The organism is Streptomyces sp. NPDC007346, from assembly GCF_040703535.1.
Taxonomy (GTDB): domain Bacteria; phylum Actinomycetota; class Actinomycetes; order Streptomycetales; family Streptomycetaceae; genus Streptomyces.
In genome coordinates this window covers 1-25164 of record NZ_JBEYKR010000079.1, presented here as the reverse complement: position 1 = coordinate 25164, position 25164 = coordinate 1, and the positions used below count along the sequence as shown (strand labels likewise).

23 protein-coding genes and 1 pseudogene are annotated in these 25164 nt (G+C 74.7%); 9 read left to right on the top strand and 15 right to left on the bottom strand.

Annotated features, from left to right (window positions below; genetic code table 11):
• Positions 1–46: 46 nt before the first annotated feature.
• The 11 genes from AB0917_RS20845 to AB0917_RS20795 all read right to left on the bottom strand — a co-directional run bounded on the left by AB0917_RS20845 (position 47) and on the right by AB0917_RS20795 (position 13002).
• Positions 47–1195, bottom strand: a complete 1149-nt coding sequence (locus AB0917_RS20845; protein WP_366821086.1) for a GNAT family N-acetyltransferase — start codon at positions 1193–1195, stop codon at positions 47–49.
• The gene (locus AB0917_RS20840; RefSeq protein WP_366821085.1) at positions 1192–1890 is read right to left on the bottom strand and encodes a lipopolysaccharide biosynthesis protein; all 699 of its coding nucleotides are present in this window, start codon (positions 1888–1890) and stop codon (positions 1192–1194) included. The genes AB0917_RS20845 and AB0917_RS20840 overlap by 4 nt, the downstream gene beginning before the upstream one ends.
• Positions 1887–3023, bottom strand: coding sequence for a glycosyltransferase (locus tag AB0917_RS20835; RefSeq protein ID WP_366821084.1), 1137 nt, complete (start codon positions 3021–3023; stop codon positions 1887–1889). The genes AB0917_RS20840 and AB0917_RS20835 overlap by 4 nt, the downstream gene beginning before the upstream one ends.
• Positions 3020–3832, bottom strand: a complete 813-nt coding sequence (locus AB0917_RS20830) for a polysaccharide deacetylase family protein (protein ID WP_366821083.1) — start codon at positions 3830–3832, stop codon at positions 3020–3022. The genes AB0917_RS20835 and AB0917_RS20830 overlap by 4 nt, the downstream gene beginning before the upstream one ends.
• Positions 3822–5636 carry a lipid II flippase MurJ gene (locus tag AB0917_RS20825; RefSeq protein WP_366821082.1) on the bottom strand — a complete coding sequence of 605 codons (1815 nt, stop codon included), beginning with the start codon at positions 5634–5636 and terminating at the stop codon, positions 3822–3824. Before AB0917_RS20825 ends, AB0917_RS20830 begins: the two co-directional genes overlap by 11 nt.
• Complete coding sequence (locus tag AB0917_RS20820; protein ID WP_366821081.1) at positions 5633–6997, bottom strand: O-antigen ligase family protein; 1365 nt, start codon at positions 6995–6997, stop codon at positions 5633–5635. Before AB0917_RS20820 ends, AB0917_RS20825 begins: the two co-directional genes overlap by 4 nt.
• 2 nt (positions 6998–6999) lie before the next feature.
• The gene (locus AB0917_RS20815) at positions 7000–8481 is read right to left on the bottom strand and encodes a sugar transferase (RefSeq protein ID WP_366821080.1); all 1482 of its coding nucleotides are present in this window, start codon (positions 8479–8481) and stop codon (positions 7000–7002) included.
• Positions 8478–9644, bottom strand: a complete 1167-nt coding sequence (locus tag AB0917_RS20810; RefSeq protein ID WP_366821094.1) for a glycosyltransferase — start codon at positions 9642–9644, stop codon at positions 8478–8480. Before AB0917_RS20810 ends, AB0917_RS20815 begins: the two co-directional genes overlap by 4 nt.
• 518 nt (positions 9645–10162) lie before the next feature.
• Positions 10163–11212: a polyprenyl synthetase family protein gene (locus AB0917_RS20805; RefSeq protein WP_366821079.1), complete on the bottom strand. Its 1050-nt coding sequence runs from the start codon at positions 11210–11212 to the stop codon at positions 10163–10165.
• A complete protein-coding gene (locus AB0917_RS20800) occupies positions 11209–12378 on the bottom strand; it encodes a tetratricopeptide repeat protein (RefSeq protein ID WP_366821078.1) in 1170 nt (389 codons plus the stop codon). The genes AB0917_RS20805 and AB0917_RS20800 overlap by 4 nt, the downstream gene beginning before the upstream one ends.
• 258 nt (positions 12379–12636) lie before the next feature.
• Complete coding sequence (locus AB0917_RS20795) at positions 12637–13002, bottom strand: VOC family protein (protein WP_366821077.1); 366 nt, start codon at positions 13000–13002, stop codon at positions 12637–12639.
• 170 nt (positions 13003–13172) lie between these two features.
• Between AB0917_RS20795 and AB0917_RS20790 the strand changes: the two genes are divergently transcribed.
• The 3 genes from AB0917_RS20790 to AB0917_RS20780 are packed head-to-tail and all read left to right on the top strand — an operon-like array spanning position 13173 to position 15500.
• Complete coding sequence (locus AB0917_RS20790; RefSeq protein ID WP_366821076.1) at positions 13173–13850, top strand: ABC transporter permease; 678 nt, start codon at positions 13173–13175, stop codon at positions 13848–13850.
• A gap of 25 nt (positions 13851–13875) precedes the next feature.
• Positions 13876–14547, top strand: coding sequence for an ABC transporter permease subunit (locus tag AB0917_RS20785; protein WP_366821075.1), 672 nt, complete (start codon positions 13876–13878; stop codon positions 14545–14547).
• A complete protein-coding gene (locus AB0917_RS20780; protein WP_366821074.1) occupies positions 14544–15500 on the top strand; it encodes an ABC transporter substrate-binding protein in 957 nt (318 codons plus the stop codon). Before AB0917_RS20785 ends, AB0917_RS20780 begins: the two co-directional genes overlap by 4 nt.
• 3 nt (positions 15501–15503) lie before the next feature.
• On the opposite strand, the gene AB0917_RS20775 is transcribed toward AB0917_RS20780, so the two are convergent.
• From AB0917_RS20775 to AB0917_RS20765, 3 genes and pseudogenes are all read right to left on the bottom strand, one after another.
• A complete protein-coding gene (locus AB0917_RS20775) occupies positions 15504–16400 on the bottom strand; it encodes a nitroreductase/quinone reductase family protein (protein ID WP_366821073.1) in 897 nt (298 codons plus the stop codon).
• Positions 16401–16721: 321 nt separating this feature from the next.
• Positions 16722–17554: pseudogene (locus AB0917_RS20770) on the bottom strand (aldo/keto reductase).
• Between the two features lie 157 nt (positions 17555–17711).
• A complete protein-coding gene (locus AB0917_RS20765; protein WP_366821072.1) occupies positions 17712–18875 on the bottom strand; it encodes a betaine/proline/choline family ABC transporter ATP-binding protein in 1164 nt (387 codons plus the stop codon).
• 145 nt (positions 18876–19020) lie between these two features.
• Here AB0917_RS20765 and AB0917_RS20760 point away from each other — a divergent pair, with 145 nt between their 5' ends.
• Entirely contained in the window at positions 19021–20316 is a 1296-nt protein-coding gene (locus tag AB0917_RS20760; RefSeq protein WP_366821071.1) for an alpha/beta fold hydrolase, read from the top strand.
• Between the two features lie 27 nt (positions 20317–20343).
• Here AB0917_RS20760 and AB0917_RS20755 read toward each other — a convergent pair whose 3' ends face one another.
• Positions 20344–20916 (bottom strand): rhodanese-like domain-containing protein, encoded by a 573-nt coding sequence (locus AB0917_RS20755; protein WP_366821070.1) that lies wholly within the window; start codon positions 20914–20916, stop codon positions 20344–20346.
• 152 nt (positions 20917–21068) lie between these two features.
• Between AB0917_RS20755 and AB0917_RS20750 the strand changes: the two genes are divergently transcribed.
• The 5 genes from AB0917_RS20750 to AB0917_RS20730 form a co-directional block, all read left to right on the top strand.
• A complete protein-coding gene (locus AB0917_RS20750) occupies positions 21069–21803 on the top strand; it encodes a PIG-L deacetylase family protein (protein WP_366821069.1) in 735 nt (244 codons plus the stop codon).
• A 60-nt stretch (positions 21804–21863) separates the two neighbouring features.
• Complete coding sequence (locus AB0917_RS20745) at positions 21864–22463, top strand: helix-turn-helix transcriptional regulator (protein ID WP_366821068.1); 600 nt, start codon at positions 21864–21866, stop codon at positions 22461–22463.
• 156 nt (positions 22464–22619) lie between these two features.
• Entirely contained in the window at positions 22620–23585 is a 966-nt protein-coding gene (locus AB0917_RS20740) for an NADPH:quinone oxidoreductase family protein (RefSeq protein WP_366821067.1), read from the top strand.
• Complete coding sequence (locus AB0917_RS20735) at positions 23582–24772, top strand: acyl-CoA dehydrogenase family protein (protein WP_366821066.1); 1191 nt, start codon at positions 23582–23584, stop codon at positions 24770–24772. The genes AB0917_RS20740 and AB0917_RS20735 overlap by 4 nt, the downstream gene beginning before the upstream one ends.
• Positions 24769–25164 (top strand): acyl-CoA dehydrogenase family protein (locus AB0917_RS20730; RefSeq protein ID WP_366821065.1); only part of this gene is annotated, 396 nt, incomplete at its 3' end. The genes AB0917_RS20735 and AB0917_RS20730, both read left to right, overlap by 4 nt.

Below are 25164 nucleotides of genomic sequence, written 5' to 3'. Positions count from 1 at the left end.
GAAGGCGATATCTCCGGTGTTGTTCCACGGCCTGTCGCGGCCCGCCTCACCGCCCGATGACGGCGAGCGTGGTAAGCCGCTCGTGCCAGTCCCGGGCGGCGGGAAACCGGGCCTTCACGGTCTCCACGGCCCGCTCGCGTACCGCCACCTGCGACTCCCGCAGCCGCAGCAGCGGCTCGAGACCCGCACGGGCCAGCAGCAGCCGCTGATTGACCACCGTGGCCGGCTGCCAGTGGTTCTTGTACTGCTCCGCGCCGCGCAGCAGGCTCAGCACCTCCCGGCCGCTGTCCGACGACTGCTGGGCCACCTCGCGCAGCAGCATGGTCGACACATCGACCTTCCGCTCCCGCAGGCCCGGGTCCGCCCCGTACAGATAGCCGCCCGCCAGACGCCCGGACCGCAGGGTGAGGTCGGTCGCCACGACCGAGCCGCCGATGCGGAACTCGGTGACGGAGGCCGTGCCGTCGCCCACCATCCGGCCCACCGAGCGGATCAGGTGGTCCGAGAACCGGGCCCGCAGGTGCTCCGGGTTGACCCCCCGGTCGCGCCACTGGAGTTCGTGCAGCCGCAGCAGGGTGCCGATCGCCGCCGGCACCCCCTCCCGCGGGACCCTGCGGGTCTCGACACCCAGCGCGTCGACCCTGCGCAGCTTGGCCCGCAGCCGCTGGCCCCGCGGGCCGGTGATCGGCGCCACGAGGTCGCCCAGCGGCCGGGCGGGCAGCTCCATGCAGGTCGAGTCCGTGAGCCGGCTCCGGGCCCCCGCCCACCGGCCGAAGAGCAACTGCGCCGACGCGTCCGGCCGTACCTCCCGCAGGTCGACCACGCTGTGCCGGGCGGCCCGGTCCAGACCGCGCTGGAGCGCCCCGACCGCGTACCCGGCCTCCTCCTCGTCCAGCAGGATGTCGAAGAAGTCGGAGATCGCCCCGCCCATCGGCACCAGCAGCGGCATCGGACGGTGGACGAGCATCAGCGGCGCCGCGCCGATCAGCCGGCCCGCACGGCGGACCAGCAGGACCCGCAGCCTGCCCTCCTGACCGTAGGAGAGCCACCACGAATGGAGCCACGCGTGGCTCTGGAACGGGGTCGCGGTGGCGCAGCGGCGGTGCAGCGCGTCCCACTCCCCGGCGAGCGCGCCGAACTCGCCGAAGTCCCGGCAGAGCGTCACACAGAGGCTGCCCGCCCGGTCGGCCGTCATCGTACGAGCTCCCGTTCGCCGGTGGTGGTGTGGTCCTCGGCGGAGGACGGTCCGGGCACCTGGGCCAGGACGTTCCGGTCCGCGTGCCGGGGCCGTACCAGCAGCACGAGACCGCCCAGCAGACCGCCCGCGGCCGCCCCGACGCCGGTGCCCAGCGGGGCCGACGGCGAGACCGGCCGGTCCGGCTTCATCGCATGGGTGAACTTGATGAGCTTCACGCCGGTGTCCTGGGAGACATGGCCGCTGCTCACGATGACGGCCTCGATCACCGCGTTGGCGATGTCGGCCGCCTTGCCTGCGTCGTCCGACGTGCCCGTCACCGCGATCATCGGCGAGTCGGGGGAGGTCTCCGAGCGCACCTGGGAGCGCAGCGCGCGCACCGGCTCGCCGGCCGCGCCCTGCGCGTAGGAGAGGGTCGCGTCGCTCGTGACGAGACGCCCGTAGGACTGCGCGTAGCCGAGCGCGGCCGAGGGGTTCGCCTCCTTCTCCGCGACCGCCATGGCGTAGCTGGTGGCCTCGTACTGGGGGGTGGCGAGCAGCCCGTACGAAAGCCCGGACACTGTGCCGAGCAGCACACAGACGGGCAGGGGCCACCACTGGGGCAGCCGGGTCACAGCGGCACGCAGCCGGGCGGGGGAGGTACGCGGCCGGCGTCGCGGGACGACGTGGGGCCGCTGCTCGGGAGACTCGGTCATGGAAGGGCTCTCCGGTTCGGTGGGGCGGTGTCGAGGGCGTACGCGTACACGTCCATCAGGCGCTCGCTGCTGCGCCGGATGTCGTAGTGGCCGACGGCCCGGGGCGGTGGCTGCCGGTCGGGGCGGGCCTGTATCCGCCGCCGCAGCACGGCCGTCAGCTCGTCGGGGCTCCCGGCGATCCGGGTGGCGCCCGGGGCGTGGGCGGCGGACAGGTCGTCGATGGCCGGGCAGGCGTCGTGCAGGACGGGCAGCCCGGCGGCGAGCGCCTCCACGGCGGCCAGCCCGAAGGACTCCTCCCGGGAGGCCGACACGAAGGTGTCGACGGCGCTGAGCAGCGCCGGGACCCCCGGCACCGGGCCGCTCCCGCCGGCGCCGCACTCCCCGAGCAGGCGGATCCGGTCCGCCGCGCCGAGATCGGCCGCCAGCGCCCTGAGCGCCCCGGCCTCCGGCCCGTCACCGGCCAGCAGCAGCCGGGCCCCCGGCAGCGCGGCGACCGCCCGCACCACCACGTCGAAGCGTTTGCCCGGCACCAGCCGGCCCACCCCGCCGACCACGAACGCGTCGTCGGGGATCCCCAGCGCCGCCCGGACGGCGAGCCGCCGGTCCGGGTCGAAGCGGTAGCGCTCCGCGTCGATGCCGTTGGGCACCAGCCGGATCCGCTCGGCGGGCACCCCCCAGTCCCGCAGCCGCCCGGCGACGGTGGAGGAGACGGCGACGGTGGCCGCGCCGAGCCGTTCGGTGGAGAGGTACAGGGCGCGGATGCCCCGGGTCAGCGGGCGGCCCTCGATCTCGGCGCGCCCCAGGGAGTGTTCGGTCGCCACGGTGGCCCGCACGCCCGCGAGGCGCGCCGCGATCCTGCCGTAGACACAGGCCCGGTACAGATGGGTGTGGACCACGTCGTAGCGGCCGTCGCGGATCAGCCGGGTCAGCCGCCCGACCGCCGACAGGTCCCGGTTGCCGCGCATCCCCAGGTGGACGACGCGTACGCCGTCGGCCCGCAGCCCGTCCGCCACCGGGCCCGGGTTGGTGAGCGTCACCACGTCGCACTCCACCGGCAGATGGCGCAGCAGCAGCCGCAGCTGCTGCTCGGCCCCGCCGACCCCGAGCCCCGTGATGACGTGCAGCGCCCTCACCGGGGGCCGCCCACCCGTGCCGGGGAGGCGGCCCGGGGACCCGCGCCGCCCATCGCCCCGTGCCGCAGCCCGTGCCGCAGGTCCTTCGCCCAGAGCCGTACGCCCCGGTCCGCCTGGCTGATGTGGGTGCGCGGGAGCGCGTAGCGGCTGATCAGCGGCCCGGGTGCCAGCGCGCAGCCGTAGCCGTATCCGGCGGAGCCGACGGCGGCGCTCACCCGCCGGTCGAGCGTCCCGTACGGATAGCAGAAGCCCTCCGGGGGCGTGCCGGTGACCTCGCCGATCAACTCCCGGCTGCGGACCGTCTCGTGGCGCAGCTCCTCGTCCGCCAGCGTGGTGAGGTCCCGGTGCAGCAGACCGTGCGAGCCGACCTCCATCCCCGCCCCGGCGACCCGCCGGATCTCCTCGAGGGTGAGCAGCGGCTTGCGCGGGCCCAGCGGGTCCCACTCGTTCACACCCCCCGGCCGCCCCGGCAGGACGAAGACGGTGGCGGTGCAGCCGTGGGCGCGCAGCACCGGCAGCGCCTGGTGGAGGAAGTCCGCGTACCCGTCGTCGAAGGTCAGCCCGACCAGATCGCGCCGGCCCGCCGCGTGGCCCCGCATCAGCTCCGCGACCCCCACCCCGCGCAGCCCCCTGGCGCGCAGCCACGACAGCTGCTCGCCGAGCCGCCGGGGGGAGACGGTGATGCCGTAGGGGTCGTCGCCGGTGTCGGTCACCGAGTGGTACGTCAGGATCCACGGCTGACGGCGGGTGTGCGGGCGGAGCCGGGGCGAGGGGGCGTCGGCGCCGGGCGCCCGGGGATCAGCGGCCATCGGTGAACCTCCGTCGGATGAGTGCCAGCAGGGAGAGGGCCTCGGGCGAGCGCAGGGCCAGCCCGGCCACGAGGAACACGGCGGGGACCAGGACACACCCGGCCGCCAGGCTCAGCGCGGCGCCGGGGAGCACCGGCGCCGCCGCCCAGCCCGCCGCCCCGGCCACCAGCGCGGCGCCGGCGAGGCGGCCCAGCGACAGGGCGACCGCCCGCGCCCGGATCGGGACCACCCGGCTGCCCAGCCCCATCAGCAGGAGCAGCGCGGTCGTGCTGATCCCGAGGGCGTTGGCCGTGGCGATGCCGTCGACGCCGAAGCGGTACGTGAGCGCGTACCCGGCGCCCGTCGTGACGAGAAGCCCGGTGCCCATCGCGAACGCCGGGAACCAGGTGGGGCGGCCGGACGAGAAGAACGGCCGGCTCAGCGCGCCGACGAGGCAGTGGCCGAGCAGCCCCGCCGCGTACACCCGCATCACCTGGGCGGTGGCCTCGGTGTCGGACACGTCGAACGCGCCGCGCTGGAAGAGGACTTCGATGATCTGGGGCGCGTAACCGAGGACGACCGCCGTGCCGAGCAGCACCACCGTGCCCGCCAGCGCGAGATCCCGCTCGACCCGCCGCCGGGCCTCCTGCCGGCTCCCGTCGGCCATGGCCCGCGCGACGACGGGGAACGTCACCGTGCAGATCATCAGCGACAGCACCATCGGCATCTGCGCGACCTTCTGCGCGTAGTTCAGGTGCGAGATGGCGCCCGCGGGGAGCGTGGAGGCCAGGAACCGTTCGACCAGCACCTGCGACTGGCGGCCCACCACGAACAGCACGACCGGCGCGAGCACCGTCACCCCCAGCAGCGGGGCGGTGCGCACGGCCCGTCGCTTCAGCCGGACCGGGCGCGGCAGGCGGGGGCGTGCCAGGGGCAGCAGCCGCAGGAAGGTGGGGAGCTGGGTGAGGATCATGAGCAGGCTGCCGACGGCGACGCCCGCCGCGGCGGCCCGCACCCCCCACACCGAGTGCAGCGCCAGGGTCATGCCGATGATGCCGATGTTGTACGCGACGTAGACCCCGGCGGGCGGCAGGAAGCTGCGGTGGGCGCGCAGGGCGGCGCTGAAGTAGCCGGTGATGCCGAAGGTGAGCACGGTGACGGCGGTCAGCCGGGTGCAGTCCACCGCGAGGCGCGGGTCGGCCAGCCCGGGTGCCAGGACACCGACGACCCAGGGAGCGCCCGCCATCAGCAGCCCCGCACCGGCCGTGAGCAGGAGGCAGAGCCGGGGGAGGGTGGCCGCCACCAGCTCCCGTACGGGGTCGGGGCCGAGCTCCCCGGAGGCCTCGGCGCCTTCCGCGTCCCGCGCGGCCGCGCGCCGGGTGAGGGCGAGGCTGAAGGCCGGGACCAGGAGCAGCGCCATGCCGTCCTCGATCAGCAGCGTGGCCGCCATCTCCGGCACGGTCCAGGCGATCAGGAACGCGTCGCTGGCGTCGCTCGCGCCGAAGTACCGGGCGATGGCCTGGTCCCGCACCAGGCCGAGTACGGCCCCGAGCACGGTCAGCACCGCCGTGCCCGCCGCCGCGCGGGCGAGGAAGGACCCGAGGCCGGGCGCCTCGCCGCCGCCGGCGGGTTCCGGCGCGGTGGCGACGGCTCCGGTCCTGCCGGGGCCGGAGCCCGGGGGCTGTCCGGGCCCCGGGAACGGGGGAAGGGCGGCCTTGTCGGGAGAAGGAGCCTTGGGGGAAAGGGCCTCGTGGGGAAGGGGCTTGTGGGGGAGGGCCTCCCGGGGGAAGGCCTCCGTCTCCGTGCCCGTACCGGTCTCGCTCACGCGGTGCCCGCCTTCTCCGGCCCGGCCAGCGCCCACCAGGCGGCGAGCCCCAGGACGACGCCGCTCAGCACGGTCGTGGGCCCGCCGATGTCGGCGTACAGGAAGTTGACGCTCTGCCAGGTCATCAGGGCGACTGCCACCAGACCGCAGTCCACGGCCGCGTCGCCCCGCGCGCGGGCCCGCCTCAGCCGGCGTACGGCGCCGAGAAGGATCGCCGCCCAGCTGCCCACGAGCGCCGTCAGACCGATCAGGCCCTGCTCGCCGAGGACGAGCAGATACATGTTGTGCGGCGAGAGCAGGGACTGCCGGCGGAACTCCTGGCCCGCACCGGCCGTGTCGCTGCCGGAGGAGAGGCCGATCGAGGCGTGGGCGTCGCGGTGCGCGGGGAAGCCCTTGAGGCCGACGCCGGTCGCGGGCCGCTCGCGCCACATGGCGCCCGCCGCGCCCCACATGGCGTACCGGTCGCTCACCGACCGGTCGGGGGCCCGGGTCACCTGGGTCACGCTGGCGGCCCGGTCCGCGATCGGCTGCGAGCCGATGCCGAACCCGCCGACCAGGACGGTCCCGGTGGCCCCCAGCACCGCCAGCGAGGTCAGCGCCTGCCGTCGGCCGGTCAGCGCCAGGGCGACGAGAAGGGCGGCGGCCGTGGCGATCCACACGCCCCGGCTGAAGGAGAGCGCGAGCGGCACGGTCAGCCCGACCGCGACGACGGCGGCGCACGGGCGCAGCCAGGCGGGAGCGGTGCGCGGGGTCCGCAGCGCACACGCGGCGGCGGCCAGCAGGCCGTAGGCGACGACCGTGGCCATCCCCATGATGTCGCTGGGCCCGAACGTGCCGACCGCCCGGACCTCCTCACCCATGTACGAGGCGCCGGTCCCGGTGACGTACTGGTCGACCCCCACGACCCCCTGGACGAGCGCCAGGAGCACCAGCGCCCCGGCGACGATCCGGAAGCCGCGGGCGTCCTTGAGCAGGAGGAACACGGCGGCCGGGACCAGGACGAAGACCTGGAGGTAGCGGACCAGGCCCGGCAGGGCCGCGGCCGGGTCCACCGCCGTCACCGTCGCCACCGCGAAGCCCACGGCGGGCAGCCCCAGCACCAGGGCCGCGGCGCCGCTGAGCGGGCGCCGCCGGAGGTGCAGCAGCCGCCCCGCGCAGACCAGCACCGCGATGCCGGAGGCCACATCGGCCGGCCCCACCGCCGGGCCGTCGCCGCCCCCGGTGCCGTACGGCAGGGCGACCAGCAGCACGGCCGCGACCAGGGGGAGCAGCGGCCACCGGCTCCGCCACCCGCCCGGGGACGGACGCGGAACGGTACGGGCCGGGGCCCCGGGCGCCGGAGCGGTCAGGGTGGCGGCCATGGTCAGCTGCCTCCGAGCCGGAAGAAGGAGCCCGCCGTACGCACCAGCACGCACGCGTCCTGCCACAGGGACCAGGTCTCGATGTAGCGGTTGTCGAACCGGGCCCGCTCCTCGATCGAGGTGTCTCCGCGCAACCCGTTGACCTGCGCCAGCCCCGTGATGCCCACCGGCATCCGGTGACGGGCCTGGTAGCCGGGGTGGGTGCGGCTGAACTGCGCGACGAAGAAGGGGCGTTCGGGCCGGGGGCCGACCAGGCTCATGTCGCCGCGCAGGACGTTCCACAGCTGCGGCAGCTCATCCAGCGAGCTGCGGCGCAGCAGCCGGCCGACGCGGCTCACCCGCCCGTCGGAGGCCACGTTCCACCGGGTCGCCGACTCCTGGGCGTCGGCGGGCCGCAGCGTACGGAACTTCAGCAGGACGAACGGGCGCCCGTGCCGGCCCACCCGCTCCTGCCGGAAGATGACTCCGGGACCGTCCGAGAGCCGTACCGCCAGCGCGCACACCGCCATCAGCGGCGCCACCAGCACCAGGCCGATGCCCGCCAGGAGGGCGTCCATCGCCCGCTTCGCCGCATGGCTCACGGGCCGGTGCGTGCCGTCCTGGAGCGGGTGGGCGGCGAACCCCCACAGATGGTCGGGGCGGCCCCCGGCGGGGCGGGTGGCGACGGCGGTGCCGCCGGTGACCAGCCACACCCGGCAGCCGTGCCCGCGGAGCAGGGCGAACAGGGCGGCGCCGCCGGGGGTGGCCTCGGGCGGCGCGGTGAACACCGCGTGCCGCACGCCGTTCTGCACGACGGCCCTGCCCACCTCCTGCTCGGTGACCAGGACCGGCAGCTCCACACCGTCCGGCCGTGCCGCCGGCTCCTCGGCCGGGGCGCCGGGGGCGGCGACCCGGCCGACCGGGCGGAGCCCGTACTCGGGGTGGCCGTACAGCGCCGCCGTCACCTGACGGGCGACCGGGCCCTGGCCCACGATCAGCGTCGACAGGGGGTTGCGGACCGCCGCCCGGTGCCGGATCCGGTGCGCCACCGCGCGCCCGGAGGCGCACAGCAGGGCCTGCGCGGCCGCCGCGTACGCGACCACCGCCCAGCCGGTCCCGTGGTGCGGGGCCCAGGCCTCGACGACCTCCGTGACCACGTACCACTGGAGCAGGCCGAGGCCCAGGAGCGCGGGCACTTCGGAGAGCACCGAGGGGGAGAGGCCGAGCCGGTAGAGCCCCCGGTACGCGTGCAGCGCCGGCTGGGCCACCGCCTGGACGGCGATCACGGGCCAGGGCCAGCCGGCCGGGGCGCACAGGGCGAAGGTGAGGGCCAGCGCGGCCGCGTCGGCGACGAGGAGCTGCACGGCGGGCGCGCGGCGCGCGGCGCTGCGTCCGCCGCCGAGCTCCCGCGTACCGCCGTCGCCTCTTCGCGGCGGATGAACCGTGTGAGCCTGTACGGCTGTTGCCCGGCCGGCGCCGGGAACCGGTGCGCTCTCCATCGTCATCGCTCGGTTCGCTTCCTCGTCGTAGGGGCGGACAGGGAGACAAGTTCCTGGTAGAGACCGGCAACCGCCCCCGCGGTCCGTCGGACGTCGAACGTGGCCCGAGCGTGGCGCAGGGCCCGGTGCGAGACCGCCTCGCGCAGCTCCGGATCGGTGAGCAGGGCGGTGAGCGAGGCCGCCAGCGCCACGGGGTCCTCGGGCGGTACGAGAAGGTGGTCCTCGTCGCCCGGCGGCAGGCTCTCCCGCGCCCCGCTCACATCGCTCATCACCACGGCCCGGCCGCAGGCCATGGCCTCCAGCGGGGCCAGCGCCATGCCTTCCCAGCGGGACGGCAGGACGACGACGTCCGCCGCGTGGATCCACGGCCGCACGTCGCCGCTCGCCCCGTTGAACAGGACACCGGCCGGGGCCGAGCCCTCCAGACCGGCGCGGTCGGGACCGTCGCCGACCAGGACCAGCCGCGCCCCCGGTACCCGCATCCGCCGCCAGGCGTCCAGCAGGACGTCCTGGCCCTTCTGCCGGGTCAGACGGCCGACGCAGACGACGAGGGGGGCCCGCGGATCCATCCCGGCCGGCAGCGGCAGCGAGGTCCGGGCCGCGGCGCGCCCGGCCTGTCCGCCGGGACGGAAGCGGTCGAGATCGATGCCGTTGTGGATCACCGACCAGCGGGCGGCGATGCCCGCCTCCTGGCCGGTGCGCCGCTCGGACTCGCTGACGCACAGGATGTGGTCGGCCCAGCGCGCCCCGAACCGCTCCCAGCCCACGGCCAGTTCGGCGGTAGGGCCCTCCACGGCCTCGAAGGACCAGGCGTGCGGCTGGAACACCGTGGGCACCCGGCCCCGCACGGCGATCCGGCCCGCGAGCCCCGCCTTGGCGCTGTGCGCGTGCACCACGTGCGGGCGGCAGTCGCGGACGATCCGCCGCGCGGCGGCCACCTCACCGGCCAGCCGCGGGCCCGGGGCCCGGGTGGCGGACCAGCCCCGGACCTGAGCCCCGGCGGCGGCCGCCCCGACGGCCAGCGGGCTCCCGGGCCAACAGGCCACCACGGGCCGCAGCCCGGCGCCGGCCTGGGCCCTGACGAGATCGGTGACGACCCGGGCCACTCCACCGTCCACGGGCTGAACCAAATGAAGGACCGTCAATTGTCTTTCTTCGGTGGGACGCATGTGCAGCACGTACGGCTCTCTTCGCTCAATCCGGTGAGTAAAGCCGAAGTGCACTTTGGCAGACATGTGGCGAAATCGTGCGCGTGACTCGCTCATACGACCACGTGAGGATTACCCGCGGGACGCCGCTGATCAGGTGGTCCGCGCCGTCTTTCCGTATCCCTGCGGGTGGCGTCGGAATCAGGCACTGAAAGGGCTTGCGGGAAGCGGGCGCAGGAGGAATTCCCATACCGGCCGGAGGAATTGCTCCGGTCAGGTGTCACCCCGTTCGCCGCATCGTGCGGGCCGCCGTCCGCCGAGGTGTGTGGCGCCCCCATGCGGTTGACGGGCAGCCGGTTCTATTGTCGGCAAAGGGGCCCGCACGGGTGCCCTGGAAGCCGTCGTCCCGGGTCCTGCGGATCGCGGTCTCGGCGGGGGCGCCGACGGCCGGGGCACCGGCGGCCGGGAGGCGACGGCCCCGGGGAGGCGGGCGGACCCCTAAGCCCGCGTCCCGGGCGCCGGCGCGGCCCCCGGGGCGTTCACCCGGCGCGGTCGACCAGGAAGGGGATCAGGGTGAGCAGGTCCCCGCGCGCGCCCTCGGTCAGCTCCACCCCGTCCAGGCAGGCGCGGGCGGCCCGCAGGTGCTCCCGGGCCTCGGTGACCGTGGCCCGGCGCCCGCCGGCCTCGTCGATCAGCTCGGCGGCCCGGCGCAGCCCCGCCTCGTCGAGCGGTCCGGCCCCGGTGAGCAGGGTCTCCAGCCGCCGGGCCGCCGGGTGCTCGCAGGCCAGGGCGGCGAGGACCGGGAAGGTCTTCTTGAGCCGCCGCAGGTCGCTGTGGACCGGCTTCCCCGTGATCTGCGGATCGCCCCAGATGCCCAGGAGGTCGTCCACCGCCTGGAACGCCACGCCCAGGTGGCGCCCGGCCCGGTCCAGCGCGTCGGCGGTGGACGCCGGGGCCCCGGCCAGCACCGCCCCCAGGGCGGCCGCGCAGCCGAGCAGGGCCCCCGTCTTGTGCGTGGCCATCGCGCGGTACTCGTGCGGCAGGACCGCCTCGGGCCCGGCCCACGGCCGGGACTCGAAGAGGAGGTCCTGCGCCTGGCCGTGCACCAGGTCGCCCAGCGTCCCCGCCAGACGGCGCACGGCCGCCGCCCCCGTGGGGCCGGGGATGTCCGTCAGGGTCCGGACGGCCAGTGCGAACAGGGCGTCGCCCGCCAGGACCGCGGGCCCGGTGCCGTACGCCTTCCATACGGTCGGGCGGCGGCGCCGGGTCTCGTCGCCGTCCATGATGTCGTCGTGGATGAGGGAGAAGGTGTGGACGAGCTCGACGGCGACCGCACCGGTGACCCCGTCCTGGCCGCTGCCCCCGGCGGCCTCCGCCCCGAGCACCGCGAGCGCCTGGCGGACCCCCTTGCCCTGCGAACCGGGGACCGGGTCGCCGTCGACCCCGCTCCAGCCCAGCGAGAAGGCGGCCGTCTCGGCGTGCCAGGGGTGGAGCCGGCGCACGGACGCCACCAGCGCGGGCCGGACGAGCTCGCGGCACCGGTCGAGTATCTGCGGCGCGGCGGCCTGACGGGTCGTGGACAGCGTCATCGGCCCTGGGCCCCCTCGCGCGCGCCGGACCCCGTGCCGGCGCCTGCGGCCGACCGCGGCACGTCGGCGGGTCCCACGACGGGCTCGGCGCTCCCCACCGGACCCTCACCGCCTGCGCCGGCCGCCCCGGGTCCCGTGGCCGGTGCCACCCCCAGCTCCGCGTACGCCTTCTCCACCATCTCCCGGGCGTTGAGCAGCCCGATCCGGCTCAGCCTGCCCCGCAGCTCGTCCAGCGCCGCCGCCGTGGCCGCGCGGTCCCGGCCGAGCCGGGCGCGCGCCTTGACCAGGCCCAGGGCCGCCAGCGCCTCGCCCCGGGGCTCGGTCATCGCGCGGAACTCCGCCAGCGCCTGCTCGTAGACCTCGCGGGCCTCCTCGTACCGCCCGGCGCGGAAGAGCACGTTGGCGCGCATCTTGTGGTTGTAGGCGAGCGCGCTGGAGAGCTTCATCTCCCGGCAGGTGGTCTCGGCCTCGGCGAGGAGGCCGAGCGCGCGTTCCGTCCCCCCGTCCCGCAGGGAAACGATGTCGGCGATGCCGCGCAGGGCCCAGGCCCGCCCCCGCCGGTCGTCGGCGTCGCCCGCGAGGGCGGCCGCCTCCTGGAACATCTCCAGGGCCGAGTCGAGCTGCCCGGTGTTGCGGTGGATCTGCGCGATGCCCTCCAGGGCCCACACCGTGTGGCGGGCCTCGCCCCGGGCGCGGGCCTCGGCGAGCAGTTGCTCGTGCAGCGTCGCGACCCTCTCGTAGTCGCCCTGGATGCGGCCCGTCTCGGCGAGCCCGGCCAGCGAGTAGCCGCGCGCGACCACGTCCCCGCCCCGCCTGCCGAGTTCGGCGGCGAGTCCCAGCAGCCGGAACGCCAGGCGCAGCGAACCGCGTTGACGTGCCAGCGTCCCCCCGCTCCACAGCGCCCAGGCCATCGCCCCGGTGGCCCCGGCCGAGCGCGCGGCCCGGTAGCTGGCCTTCCACGCCCGGTCCGCCTCCTCGACCTGCCCCAGCCGGCGGTGCGCCTCGGCCACGGCGAGCCCGGTGCGGGCCACCTCCTCCTGGGTGCCGGAGAGTTCGGCCTGTTTCAGATGCCGTACGCCTTCGGCCAGTACGTCGGTCAAGGAGGCGTTCACCGACATCGTGGTGAGCGCGCCCTGGTACTCGGGCGCCAGTGCCTTGGTCTGCATGGGAGCCTTCCGCGCGGAGGTCCGGGCCGTTCCGGTGTCCACTATGCGCCATGTGTATACATGGAGTGCATAGTTGGCTGGTTCTCCGAGCCCGGTACAGGTGGAGGCGGACGCCGCTCGTGCCGGGCGGCGAACCGTTCTGTCGGTGATCAAGACGGCGGCGGGGCGCCCAGGGTTGCTCGGGCCGCGCAAGACGTTCTTCCGGAGCGTCCCCGCGGCATGACCGAAGCCTCAGGTGTCACACCGAAACCTCAGACGTCAGCGGACGCCCGGCGGTTCGTGCAGTCCGAAGGGCGAGCCCTGGTCGTCGCGGCAGAGCCGGAAGCGCCCGAACCGGGCGGCCGACGCGTCGTCCTCGCCGAGGTCCGTGCCCTCCACGCTGCCGCCCAGTTCGCGCACCCGCGCCACCGCCGCGGCCATGTCGTCGACCCGGAAGAAGAGGTACGGCCCGCCCTCCGGGTCGCCGCCGTGGACGCCCCCCTGCCCGCTGGGCGTCCCGATCGCGTAACCACCCTCGCCCGCGGGGCCCGGCTCGAAGTTCCACCCGAACAGCGCGCCGTAGAACGTCCTGGCCTTCTCGGGGTCGTCCACCCCGAGCTCGAAGAAGGAGATCTCACCGGCCATCGCGGGCACCTACCGTCTCTGCGGGGGCTGCGCGCGGTGCGGGGCGCCGCACCCACGCTCCCTCCCACCGTACGGCGACGGTTCCGCCCGCGCAGCGCCGCCCGCGGGCCGCCCCCCCGTACGGGCGAACAGGACGGGCGGCGGACCCGCGGCCACGCTGCAATGGGCGGGTGACGGCACCCCCGGACGACTGCCTCGCACGCAACGAGTGGATCTGCGGCGCCTACCTCTCCAGCCGCCGGGAGATCCTCTGGGACGCTGCCCTCCAGCACCTCCAGCTCACCGCGCTCGCCGTGCTCATCGGACTCGCCCTCGCCGTCCCGCTGGCTCTTGCCGCCCGCCGCCGGCGCTGGGCGGCCGGGCCCGTGCTGGGGCTGACGACGATCCTCTACACCATCCCGTCGCTGGCGATGTTCTCGCTGCTGCTGCCGGTCTACGGACTCTCCGCCGGGCTCGTCGTCACCGGGCTCGTCCTCTACTCGCTGACCCTGCTGGTCCGCAACATCCTCGCCGGGCTCCGGGCCGTCCCCGAGGAGACCCGGCAGGCCGCACGCGGCATGGGGTACGGGCCGATGCGCCTGCTGCTGGCCGTGGAACTCCCGCTCGCCCTGCCCGCCGCCATGGCCGGCCTGCGGATCGCCACCGTCTCCGCCGTCTCCCTGGTCACCGTGGGGGCGATCGTCGGCTACGGGGGCCTCGGCAACCTCATCTACTCCGGCATGAACACCTACTTCAAGGCCCAGGTGCTGACCGCCTCCGTGCTCTGTGTCGTCATCGCCGTCGCCGCCGACCTGCTGCTCCTGGGGGCCCAGCGGCTGCTGACGCCCTGGACGCGGAGGCAGGCGTGAAGCCGCGGCGGAAGAGGGGGCGGCCATGAAGACCCTCTCCGACACCTGGTCCTGGCTCACCACCGCCACCCACTGGTCGGGGCCCGACGGGATCGGGAACCGGCTCGGCGAACACCTCTTCCTCACCGTCGTCTGCCTGCTCATCAGCTGCCTGATCGCGCTGCCCGTCGCCCTGGTCCTCGGCCACCTCGGCAAGGGGGGCGCGCTCGCCGTCAACATCTCCAACATCGGCCGGGCCGTCCCCACCTTCGCCGTGCTCGTGCTGCTGCTGCTCACCCCCGTGGGCACGTACGGCCAGTGGTCGACGATCATCGCGCTCGTCCTGTTCGCCGTGCCGCCGCTGCTCACCAACGCCTACGTGGGGATGCGCGAGGTGGACCGGGACGTCGTGCGGGCCGCCCGGGGCATGGGCATGACCGGCCGGCAGATGCTGTGGGGCGTGGAGCTGCCGCTGGCCCTCCCGCTGATCCTCACCGGGGTCCGGATCGCCGCCGTGCAGCTGGTCGCCACCGCCACCCTCGCGGCCCTGGCCGGCGGCGGCGGTCTCGGCCGGATCATCACCGCGGGGTTCAATCTCGCCTCCACCCCGCAGGTGGTGGCCGGGGCTGTCCTGGTGGCGGTCTTCGCCCTCCTCGTGGAGAGCCTCTTCGAGGCGGGACAGCGCATGGCCCCCGGCCGGGGGCGGGAGGCCGCATGATCCCCGCCCGCGCGCGCCGGGCCCTGGCCGGGCTCCTGCTGCTCGCCGCCACCGCCTGCGCCACGGGCCCCAGCCTGGAGAGCCAGGGCGAGGTCACCGCGCCGCCCGGCGACAGCCGGGAGCTGACCGTCGGATCGGCCGGATTCACCGAGAGCGACCTGCTGGCCCAGATGTACGCCCTGCTGCTGGAGCGCGCCGGATACTCCACCGACATCATCTCCGTGACCAACCGCGAGATCTACGAACCCGCCCTGGAGAGCGGCCAGATCGATGTCGTACCGGAGTACGCGGCGACCTTCGCCGACTGGCTGAACGCCAAGGCCAACGGTGCCGACGCCACCCCCGTCGGATCGCCCGACCTCACCGCCACGATGAAGGCGCTGCGCGCGCTCGCGGCCCCGCGCGGGCTCACCGTGCTCGACCCCGGCAGGGCCGTCGACCAGAACGCCTTCGCGGTCGCTGCCTCCTACGCGAAGAAGCACGGCCTGAAGACGCTCGGCGACCTCGGCCGGGCGGAGCTCCCGGTGCGCCTCGCGGCCGGCGACGAATGCGTACAACGGCCCTACTGCGCACCCGGGCTGCGGAAGACGTACGGCATCGACATCGTCGCCGTCGACCCGAAGGGCGTCGGCACCACCCAGGCGAAACAGGCCGTCCAGAACGGTCAGGACCAGATGGTCCTGACCACCACCACCGACGCCACACTCGACCGGTTCGGGCTGGTGCTCCTGGAGGACGACAAGAAGCTCCAGAACGCCGACCACGTGGTCCCCGTCGTCAACCGCGCCCGCGCCGGCGGCGACGGGGTGCGCGACGCCCTCGGCAGGCTCAACACCGTCCTGACCACCGCCGACCTGGCGTCCATGAACGAACAGGTCGACAGCTGGCGCAGGCTCCCCGAGGACGTCGCGCGCACCTACCTGGAGTCGAGGAAGCTCATCCCGAAGAGCTGACGGCTAGGGCACCGGCGGCCAGGGCACGTCCTTGAGCAAGGGCAGGATCTCCGCGTCCTCGTAGTCGAGGTGGGCGGTCAACTCCTCGGTCATCCGGGCCAGTTCCGCGCGGAAGCGGTCCGGTTCGGCGATGGCGACATCGGCCAGCAACTCCGCCAGGGCCGACTGCACGGCCGCGATGGACCGGTGTTCCTCCCGCAGCCGGTCGAAGGCGTGACGGAGGTGGGGGTGGTACCCCTCCATCACCGGGAACACATGGCCGTCCTCACCCCTGTGGTGGAACTCCAGCGCCTGGCAGAACGCCAGGCAGCGCTGCCGGATCTGGAGGCCGAGGCCGGGCGGCGGTGGTGCGCCGGCTCCCCGGTGGGCGGACCGGGCGGCGAAGTGCGCTTCCGTCTCGGCGTGCACCTGGGCCAGTTGGCCGCGCAGCCAGGTGTGGACCTCGGTGAGCTTGCCGGCCAGCGAGGTGATCTCGGGGGCCGGTTGCCGCGGGTCGGGGAGTTGCAGGATCACGACCGGCAGCGCCCGGTCGGTCGCCGCCTGGTACTCCCCGTATCCGGGGGCCTCGGCCACCACCCGGGCGAAGAGCTCGTCGCGCGCGGGCCCTTCGGCGGGTACGGCGATGGTCGGGAACGCCTGATCGCCCAGCTCCACCTGGACCGCCGGGCGGGCCAGGAGGTTGTGGTACCAGTCGGGGTGGTGTGCGGCGCCGAGGTTCGAGCCGACGACCAGCAGCCGGTCGCCGTCGCGGACATGGCCGAGGGGGGTGGTGTGCGGCTTGCCGGTGCGGGCGCCGGTGGTGGTCAGCAGGAGGAGGTCGGTGCCGGCGAAGGGGCCGCCGACCTTCCCCGCGTTGGCACGGAACTCATCGATGACGGACTGCTGGAAGGCAGAGGGCATGGGTGTTCTGGGTCTCCCGGAAAGAGGGGCGGGCACAGCGAGGCCCGGCAGGAAGGGGCGCGGGACCGGGCGCGGCGCGAGAGGCGCACGCGGTCGCGGAGGTGTCAGGAAGAGCGGGCGGTGAGTGAACTCATCACGTCGTCCCTGGAAGAAGGTGCCGGCTTGGCCGCCGGCCGGCCCAGATCTCTTTGGCCGACGCCACGCTGCACGCACCCCATTAGAACGAGACCACCCGGGCGCTGTCAACGCGGGTGTCCCTCACCGCTCCTCGCCTGCCCCTGCCTCCGGCGCTGCCGCCGGCCGCCCTCCTTCAGGGGGAGCTCAGTTGAGGGTGTCGGGGTCCGGTCCCGTGCGCATACCGCGGTCCAGACCGGCGATCGCGTCCATGTCCGCGGCCGACAGCTCGAAGCCGAAGACGTCGATGTTCTGCCGGATGCGCTCGGGCGTGACCGACTTGGGGATCACGATGTTGCCGAGCTGGAGGTGCCAGCGGAGCACCACCTGGGCGGTGGACCTGCCGTGCCGCTCGGCGATGGAGACCAGCACCTCGTCCTCGAGCAGAGCGCCCTGGGCCAGCGGGCTCCAGGCCTCGGTGGCGATGGAGTGCTCGGCGTGGAAGGCGCGCAGTTCGGCCTGCTGGAGGCCGGGGTGCAGCTCGACCTGGTTGACGGCGGGGACCAGGGTGCCGGTCTCCAGCAGCCGCTGGAGGTGGGCGGGCTGGAAGTTGGAGACACCGGCGGCCCGGATCCGGCCGTCGGCCACCAGCTTCTCCAGGGCGCGCCAGGTCTCCGGGTAGAGGTCGTGGGCGGGCGTCGGCCAGTGGATGAGGTAGAGATCCACGTGGTCGAGGCCCAGCTTGGCGAGGCTGGCGTCGAACGCGGCGAGCGTCGCGTCGTAGCCCTGGTCGGCGTTCCACAGCTTCGTGGTGATGAACAGCTCCTCGCGGGGGAGCCCGGAGGCGGCCAGGGCGCGGCCCACACCGACCTCGTTGCCGTAGATCGCCGCCGTGTCGATGGACCGGTAACCCGCCTCCAGGGCGGTGGTGACGGCGGCCGCGGTCTCGTCGTCGGCACTTGGAAGACGCCGAAGCCGAGCTGGGGGATGGCCACCCCGTTGTTGAGGGTGACGGTGGGGACGGTCGGAGCGGTGGGCATGGGGGGCCTTTCGGTTCGTGCTGCGCACGCCGACATCAATGGCGTACGAGGCTTACTGGCGTCGACAGTAATTGCAAGCGCGGGTTACATGCAAGCGCGGGTAAGGGGTGGGGGCGTGCGATCCGCGCGGCCGGTGCGTCCATGTGCGGCCCCCGGCTCACGCGTCCGCCACGGAGTCGAAGTCCACCTCCTCGCGCCCCACCCCCTGGGCGTCCGCGTCCACCGACCGCCGCAGCGCCTCATGGAGCTTCGCCGGGGTCAGGACCCCCAGGAACCGGGCCCCGTCCAGCACCGCCACCCACCCCGCGTCGTGCTGGAGCATCTCGCTGAACGCCTGCTTGAGCGGGGCGCCCACCGGCACCCACGCCTCCATCCGGCGGGCCAGGGCGCCCACCGTCCCCCGCTCCCCGGCCGCCCGCAGCGCATCCGCCGACACCCAGCCGTGCAGCTCACCCCTGGCGTTCAGCACCACCGCCCAGCGGGCCTGTGCCGCCCGCAGCCGGTCCGCCGCCACCGGCGCCGGCTCGTCCAGCCGGGCCACCGGAGGCTCCTCCAGGTCCTCCGGCTCGATCGCGGTCACCGACAGCCGCTTCAGGCCCCGGTCCGAGCCGACGAACCGGGCCACGTACGGGGTCGCCGGGGTGCCGAGCACGGCGGCCGGGGTGTCCAGCTGCTCGATGCGCCCCTCCCCGTACACCGCGATCCGGTCCCCCATCCGCACCGCCTCCTCGATGTCGTGCGTGACCATCAGGACCGTCTTGCGCACCCGCTCCTGGAGGGCCAGGAACTCGTTCTGCAACCGTTCGCGCACCACCGGGTCCACCGCCCCGAACGGCTCGTCCATCAGCAGCACCGGCGGATCGGCGGCGAGCGCCCGCGCCACACCCACCCGCTGGCGCTGGCCGCCGGAGAGCTGCGAGGGATAGCGCGAGCCGTACGTCCTGGGGTCCAGGCCCACCAGGTCCAGCAGCTCCGCCGCCCGCTCCCGGGCCCGCGCCCGCTTCCAGCCGACCAGCGCGGGGACGGTCGCGGTGTTGTCCAGGACCGTGCGGTGCGGGAAGAGGCCGACCTGCTGGATCACATAGCCGATCCGGCGGCGCAGCTTCACCGGGTCGATCCCGGCGATGTCCTCGCCGCCCACCAGGATCCGGCCCGAGGTCGGCTCGATCAGCCGGTTCACCATCATCATCGTGGTCGTCTTGCCGCAGCCCGACGGCCCGACCAGCGTCACCAGTTCACCCTCGGCCACCTCGAAGGAGAGCTCGTCGACCGCCGTCGTACCGTCCGGGTAGACCTTGCCGACCTGCTCGAACCGGATCATGTCCGCACAGTAGGAGCGCCCGGGGCGCGGCGCACACGGACCGGGACTGTCCGGGTCACCCGCCCCCTGGCCGCCGGCGGCCGGCCATGTGCTGAACTGGGCCTTTCAACAGGACAGGCCCGGACCCTCGACACAGGAGCCTCTCGTGAACACGTACCGTCAGCCCGGCGTCGTCCTCACCGACCGGCGTTTCACCGTTCCCCTCGACCACAGCGACCCCGGCGGCGAGCAGATCGAGGTGTACGGGCGCGAGGCCGTCGCCGCCGGGCGGTCGGGCGGGGAGCTGCCCTGGCTGGTCTACCTGGAGGGCGGCCCCGGCTTCGGCGCCCGCCGTTTCGTCGGTACGGAGGCCTGGCTCGGCCGCGCGCTGCGCGAGTACCGGGTGCTCCTGCTCGACCAGCGCGGCACCGGCCTGTCCACCCCCGCCAACCGGCAGACCCTCCCGCTGCGCGGCGGCCCCCGCGAACAGGCCGACTACCTCGCCCACTTCCGCTCCGACGCCATCGTCCGGGACTGCGAACTCATCCGGCAGCGGCTCACCGGCGGCGCGCCCTGGACCGTGCTGGGCCAGTCCTTCGGCGGGTTCTGCGCGGTCCGCTACCTCTCCTCGGCGCCCGAGGGGCTCGCGGCGGTCCTCATCACCGGCGGGCTGCCCTCGCTGGACGCCCACGCCGACGACGTCTACCGGGCCGCGTACCCCCGTGTCGAGCGGAAGGTCGCCGCGCACTACGCCCGCTACCCGCAGGACGTCGAGCGGGCCCGCGCCATCGCCGCCCACCTCGCCGAGCACCGCCCCGAGAGCGCGGGCCACCGGCTGACGCCCGAGCTCTTCCAGTCACTGGGCATCCTGCTCGGCGCCGGCAACGGCAGCCACCAGCTCCACCACCTCCTGGAGAACGCCTTCGTCCGCACCCCGCACGGCACCGAGCTCTCCGACGCCTTCCAGGAGGCCCTGCGCTCGGCCACCTCGTTCGCCGGGCACCCGCTCTACGCCCTGGTCCACGAGGCGATCTACGGGCAGGGCGAGCGCGCCACCGGCTGGTCTGCCGAGCGGGTCCGCGCCGAGTTCCCGCAGTTCGACGCGGCGACGGCGCTGGCGGGGGAGGGGCCGCTCCTCTTCACCGGGGAGACGATCCACCCCTGGCACTTCGACGTCGACCCGGCGCTGCGCCCGCTGCGCGAGACCGCCGAGCTGCTGGCCCGGCGCACCGACTGGCCCGTCCTCTACGACCCCGAGCGGCTCGCCGCCAACGAGGTGCCCGTCGCCGCCGCCGTCTACCACGACGACATGTACGTGGACACCCGGCACTCGCTGCGTACGGCCGCGGCGATCCGGGGGCTGCGCACCTGGGTGACGAACGAGTACGAGCACGACGGCGTGCGCGCCGGCGGACCGCGCGTCCTGGACCGGCTCCTGGCGATGGTCAGGGACGAGGTCTGACCACCACCCGCCCCGGGCCGCGCCCGGTCAGCGCTGGAGCACCTCCAGCGTGGCGTCCAGGTCGCCGCCGGAGCGCGGAGCCCGGTTGTACGGCAGCTTCGACAGGGCCGAGGCCATGCCGCAGGTGTCGGTGACGGCCGAGAAGACCAGGCCCGAGCCGATGCCGGCGGCCAGCCAGCGGGCGGCGGGGTAGCGGATGCCCGCCACCAGCCCGGCCACCACCAGCGAACCGGCCGCGAGCCGCACCTGGCGCTCCATGGGCCAGACGGCGCGGGCGCCCTCGGGCCGGTCCAGGCCGCGGCCGTCACCCTCCCAGGCGGACGTGCCGCCGGTGAGCGTGGCGGCCTCGATGTCGGCGCCCGCGAGGATCTCGCAGGCGCGGGTCGAACGGACCCCGGAGGCGCACACCACCAGCAGGGAGCCGCGCGCGGAGGCGGACTTCAGGGCGGGCAGGGCGTCGGGCAGCTTGTCGAGCGGGATGTTCAGGGCGCCGGGCACATGGCCCGCGGCGTACTCACCGGGAGCCCGCACATCGATCACGGTGAACTCCTCCAGACGGGCTGCGGCCTGGGCGGGGGAGAGGGATGCGGGGCTGGTCACGAGCGGGTTCCTTTCGTCGACCGGGGCTGCGCGCGGGAGGGCAGGGACTCTACACGTGTCTCCAGCACCGCAGGACGGGCTCACATTCCCTCCTCGTACCCGGATATCCGCCGCGCACGGCCGGGCCCGGTGATCGTCGGTAGCCTGCGGGTATGACGCAGCAGCGACTGGAACCCCTGCCCACCGACTGGAGCCGCGCCCTGGCGGTGGTGGCCCACCCCGACGACCTGGAGTACGGCGCGGCCGCCGCCGTGGCCGACTGGACCGACGGCGGCCGTGAGGTCGTCTACCTCCTCGCCAGCCGGGGCGAGGCCGGCATCGACACCCTGCCGCCCGAGGAGTGCGCGCCCCTGCGCGAGCGGGAACAGCGGGCGAGCGCCGCCGCCGTCGGCGTGCGTACCGTGGAGTTCCTGGACCACCGCGACGGGGTGATCGAGTACGGCGTCGGGCTGCGCCGCGACATCGCCGCCGCCATCCGCCGCCACCGCCCGGAACTGGTCGTCACCCTCAACCACCGTGACACCTGGGGCGGCGTCGCCTGGAACACCCCCGACCACCGGGCGGTCGGCCGGGCCACCCTGGACGCCGTCGCCGACGCGGGCAACCGGTGGATCTTCCCGGACCTGGCCGAACAGGGCCTGGAGCCGTGGAACGGGGTGCGCTGGAGCGCCGTGGCGGGCAGCGACCGGCCCACGCACGGCGTCGACGCGACGGCGGGCTTCGAGCGCTCCGTGGAGTCCCTGCTCGCCCACCGCACGTACATCGAGGCGCTGACCCAGGAGGAGCCGGAGAGGTACTGCCGCGCCTTCCTGGAGGACATGGTGCGCTCCGGTGCCGACCGGTTCGGCGGACGCCCGGTGGTCGCCTTCGAGCTCCTCGCCCACTGACACCACCGCGGCCAGCAGTGCGGTATTGACAATTCGGGTTGCCGATTCTGCAATGGGCGGATGAAGGAACACGACCGGGACGACCCCGAACTCGACGCCGTCCTCACCGGGGTCGGCCCCCGCCTGCGCCGCCTGCGCAAGGACCGCGGGGTCACCCTCTCCGCGCTCTCCGCCGCCACCGGCATATCCGTCTCCACGCTCTCCCGGCTGGAGTCCGGCGGCCGCCGCCCCAGCCTGGAGCTGCTGCTCCCGATCGCCCGCGCCCACGAGGTCCCGCTCGACGACCTCGTGGGCGCCCCGCCCGTCGGGGACCCCCGGGTGAGGGCCAAGCCGATCGTGCAGTACGGCCGGACGATGCTGCCGCTGACCGCCCGGCCCGGCGGCCTCCAGGCGTACAAGATGGTGCAGGAGGCGGACAGCGGCGAGGTGCCGGAGCAGCGCACGCACGAGGGGTACGAGTGGCTGTTCGTGCTCTCGGGGAAGCTGCGGCTGCTGCTGGCCGAGCACGATCTGGTGCTGGAGCCGGGGGAGGCCGCCGAGTTCGACACCCGGCTGCCGCACTGGTTCGGGCCGGCGGAGGGCAGGCCGGTGGAGTTCCTCAGCCTCTTCGGCCCCCAGGGCGAGCGGATGCATGTGAGGGCGAAGCCGAAGCGGGGCTGAGGGGGCCGCTGTCGGCCGTGCCGGGGTGCTCACCCTGTTCCCAGATGGGCAAGCGACCGCTTAGTATGCGCCGGAGCGGTGGTCACGCGAGCAGTGGTCGCACCCGCGGTGATGACGCGAGCAGTGGTAATGCCGACAGTGTTGTGGAGGCCCCTCATGCAGGCATGGCGAGTGCACCGGAACGGCGAGCCGGGCGAGGTGATGAGCCTGGAGGAGACGGACCGGCCCACCCCCGGTGACGGGCAGGTGCTCGTCCAGGTCCGCGCGGCGAACGTCAACTTCCCCGACGCCCTGCTCTGCCGGGGCCGGTACCAGGTGCGGCCGCCGCTGCCGTTCACCCCGGGCGTCGAGGTGTGCGGCACGACGCGGGACGGGCGGCGGGTCCTCGCCACCCCCGCCCTGCCCAGCGGCGGCTTCGCCGAGTACGTCGTCGCGGACGAGGCGGCCCTGCTGCCCGCCCCCGACGCCCTGGACGACGCCGAGGCGGCGGCTCTGCACATCGGCTACCAGACCGGCTGGTTCGGCCTGCACCGCCGCGCCCGCCTCCAGGCCGGCGAGACCCTCCTCGTCCACGCGGCGGCGGGCGGTGTCGGCAGCGCGGCCGTCCAGCTCGGCAAGGCCGCGGGCGCCACCGTGATCGGCGTCGTCGGCGGCCCGGAGAAGGCGGCCGTCGCCCGCGAACTCGGCTGCGACCTGGTCATCGACCGGCGCGGCGAGGACATCGTCGGCGCGGTGAAGGAAGCCACCGGCGGGCGTGGCGCGGACGTCGTCTACGACCCGGTCGGCGGCGAGGCGTACGCCAAGTCCGTCAAGTGCATCGCCTTCGAGGGCCGGGTCCTCGTCGTCGGCTTCGCCAGCGGGAACGTCCCCGCCCCGGCGCTCAACCACGCCCTGGTGAAGAACTACTCCATCGTCGGGCTGCACTGGGGCCTCTACAACACCAAGGACCCGGCCGCCGTCCGCGCCTGCCACGACGAGCTGACGAAGCTGGCCGCCCAAGGGATCGTCAAACCCCTGATCAGCGAGCGTGTCGGGATGGCCGCAGCGGCCGAAGCCGTCCAGCGTGTCGCCGACGGCGCCAGCACCGGCCGGATCGTCGTGCTGCCCGGAGGTGCCCGATGAGCCCCGCCGTCGACGCCACCGAGGTCCGCCGCCGCACCCGCGAGCTGCTCGCCGCACACCCGCCCGCCACGACGGAGCGCACGGACTTCCTCAAGGCCCGGTTCGACGCGGGCCTCGCCTGGGTCCACTACCCGGAGGGGCTCGGCGGGCTCGACGCGCCCCGCTCCCTCCAGCAGGTCGTCGACGCCGAACTCGCCGCCGCCGACGCGCCGGACAACGACCCGCGCCGGATCGGCATCGGCCTCGGCATGGCCGCGCCCACCGTCCTCGGCTTCGGCACCGACGAGCAGAAGCGGCGCTTCCTGCGCCCCCTGTGGGTGGGGGAGGAGGTCTGGTGCCAGCTCTTCAGCGAGCCCGGCGCCGGCTCCGACCTCGCGGCGCTCGCCACCCGGGCCGTCCGCGACGGGGACGACTGGGTGGTCGACGGCCAGAAGGTGTGGACGTCCAGCGCCCATGTGGCCCGCTGGGCGATCCTCATCGCCCGCACCGACCCGGACCTCCCCAAGCACCGGGGCATCAGCTACTTCATCTGCGACATGACCGCCCCGGGCGTCGATGTCCGCCCGCTGCGCCAGATCACCGGCGAGGCGGAGTTCAACGAGGTCTTCCTCTCCGGCGTACGCATCCCCGACAGCCACCGGCTCGGCCCCGTGGGTGAAGGCTGGAAGGTCGCCCAGACCACGCTGATGAACGAGCGTGTCTCCATCGGCGGCTCCCGCATCCCCCGCGAGGGCGGCATGATCGGCCCGGTCTCCGCGACCTGGCGCGAACGCCCCGAGCTGCGCACCCCCGACACCCACCAACGCCTGCTCACCCTCTGGGTGGAGGCCGAGGTCGCCCGGCTCACCGGTGAGCGGCTGCGCCAGCAGCTCGTCGCCGGACAGCTGGGCCCCGAGGGCTCGGGCATGAAGCTCGCCTTCGCCCGCCTCAACCAGGAGATCAGCGGCCTGGAGGTCGAACTCCTGGGCGACGAGGGCCTGTTGTACGGCGACTGGACCATGCGCCGCCCGGAGCTGGTGGACTTCACCGGCCGGGACGCCGGCTACCGCTACCTGCGCTCCAAGGGCAACTCCATCGAGGGCGGCACCAGCGAGGTCCTGCTGAACATCGTGGCGGAACGCGTCCTCGGGCTGCCCGCCGAACCCCGTAACGACAAGGACGTCGCCTGGAAGGACCTGAGCCGATGACTGCGCCCGCCCAGCCCCCCGCCACCCCCGACCTGCTCTACTCGCAGGACGAGGAGGACCTGCGCTCCGCCGTACGGGCCCTCCTCGCCGACCGGGCCGACGCGCCGACGGTGATCGCGGCGACCGAGTCCGACGCGCCGTACGACCCGAGGCTGTGGGAGGCGCTCGCCACCGGCATCGGCGCCGCCGGACTCCTCGTACCGGAGAAGCTCGGCGGCCAGGGCGCGTCCCACCGGGAGGCCGCGGTGGTCCTGGAGGAGCTGGGCCGCAGCGTGGCCCCCGCCCCGTACCTGACCAGCTCCGTCGTGGCGACCGAGACCCTGCTCGCCCTGGGCGGGGACGACGGCCCGGCCGTCCGCGCGCCGGAGGCCAGCTCACCCAGGAGCGCGGCG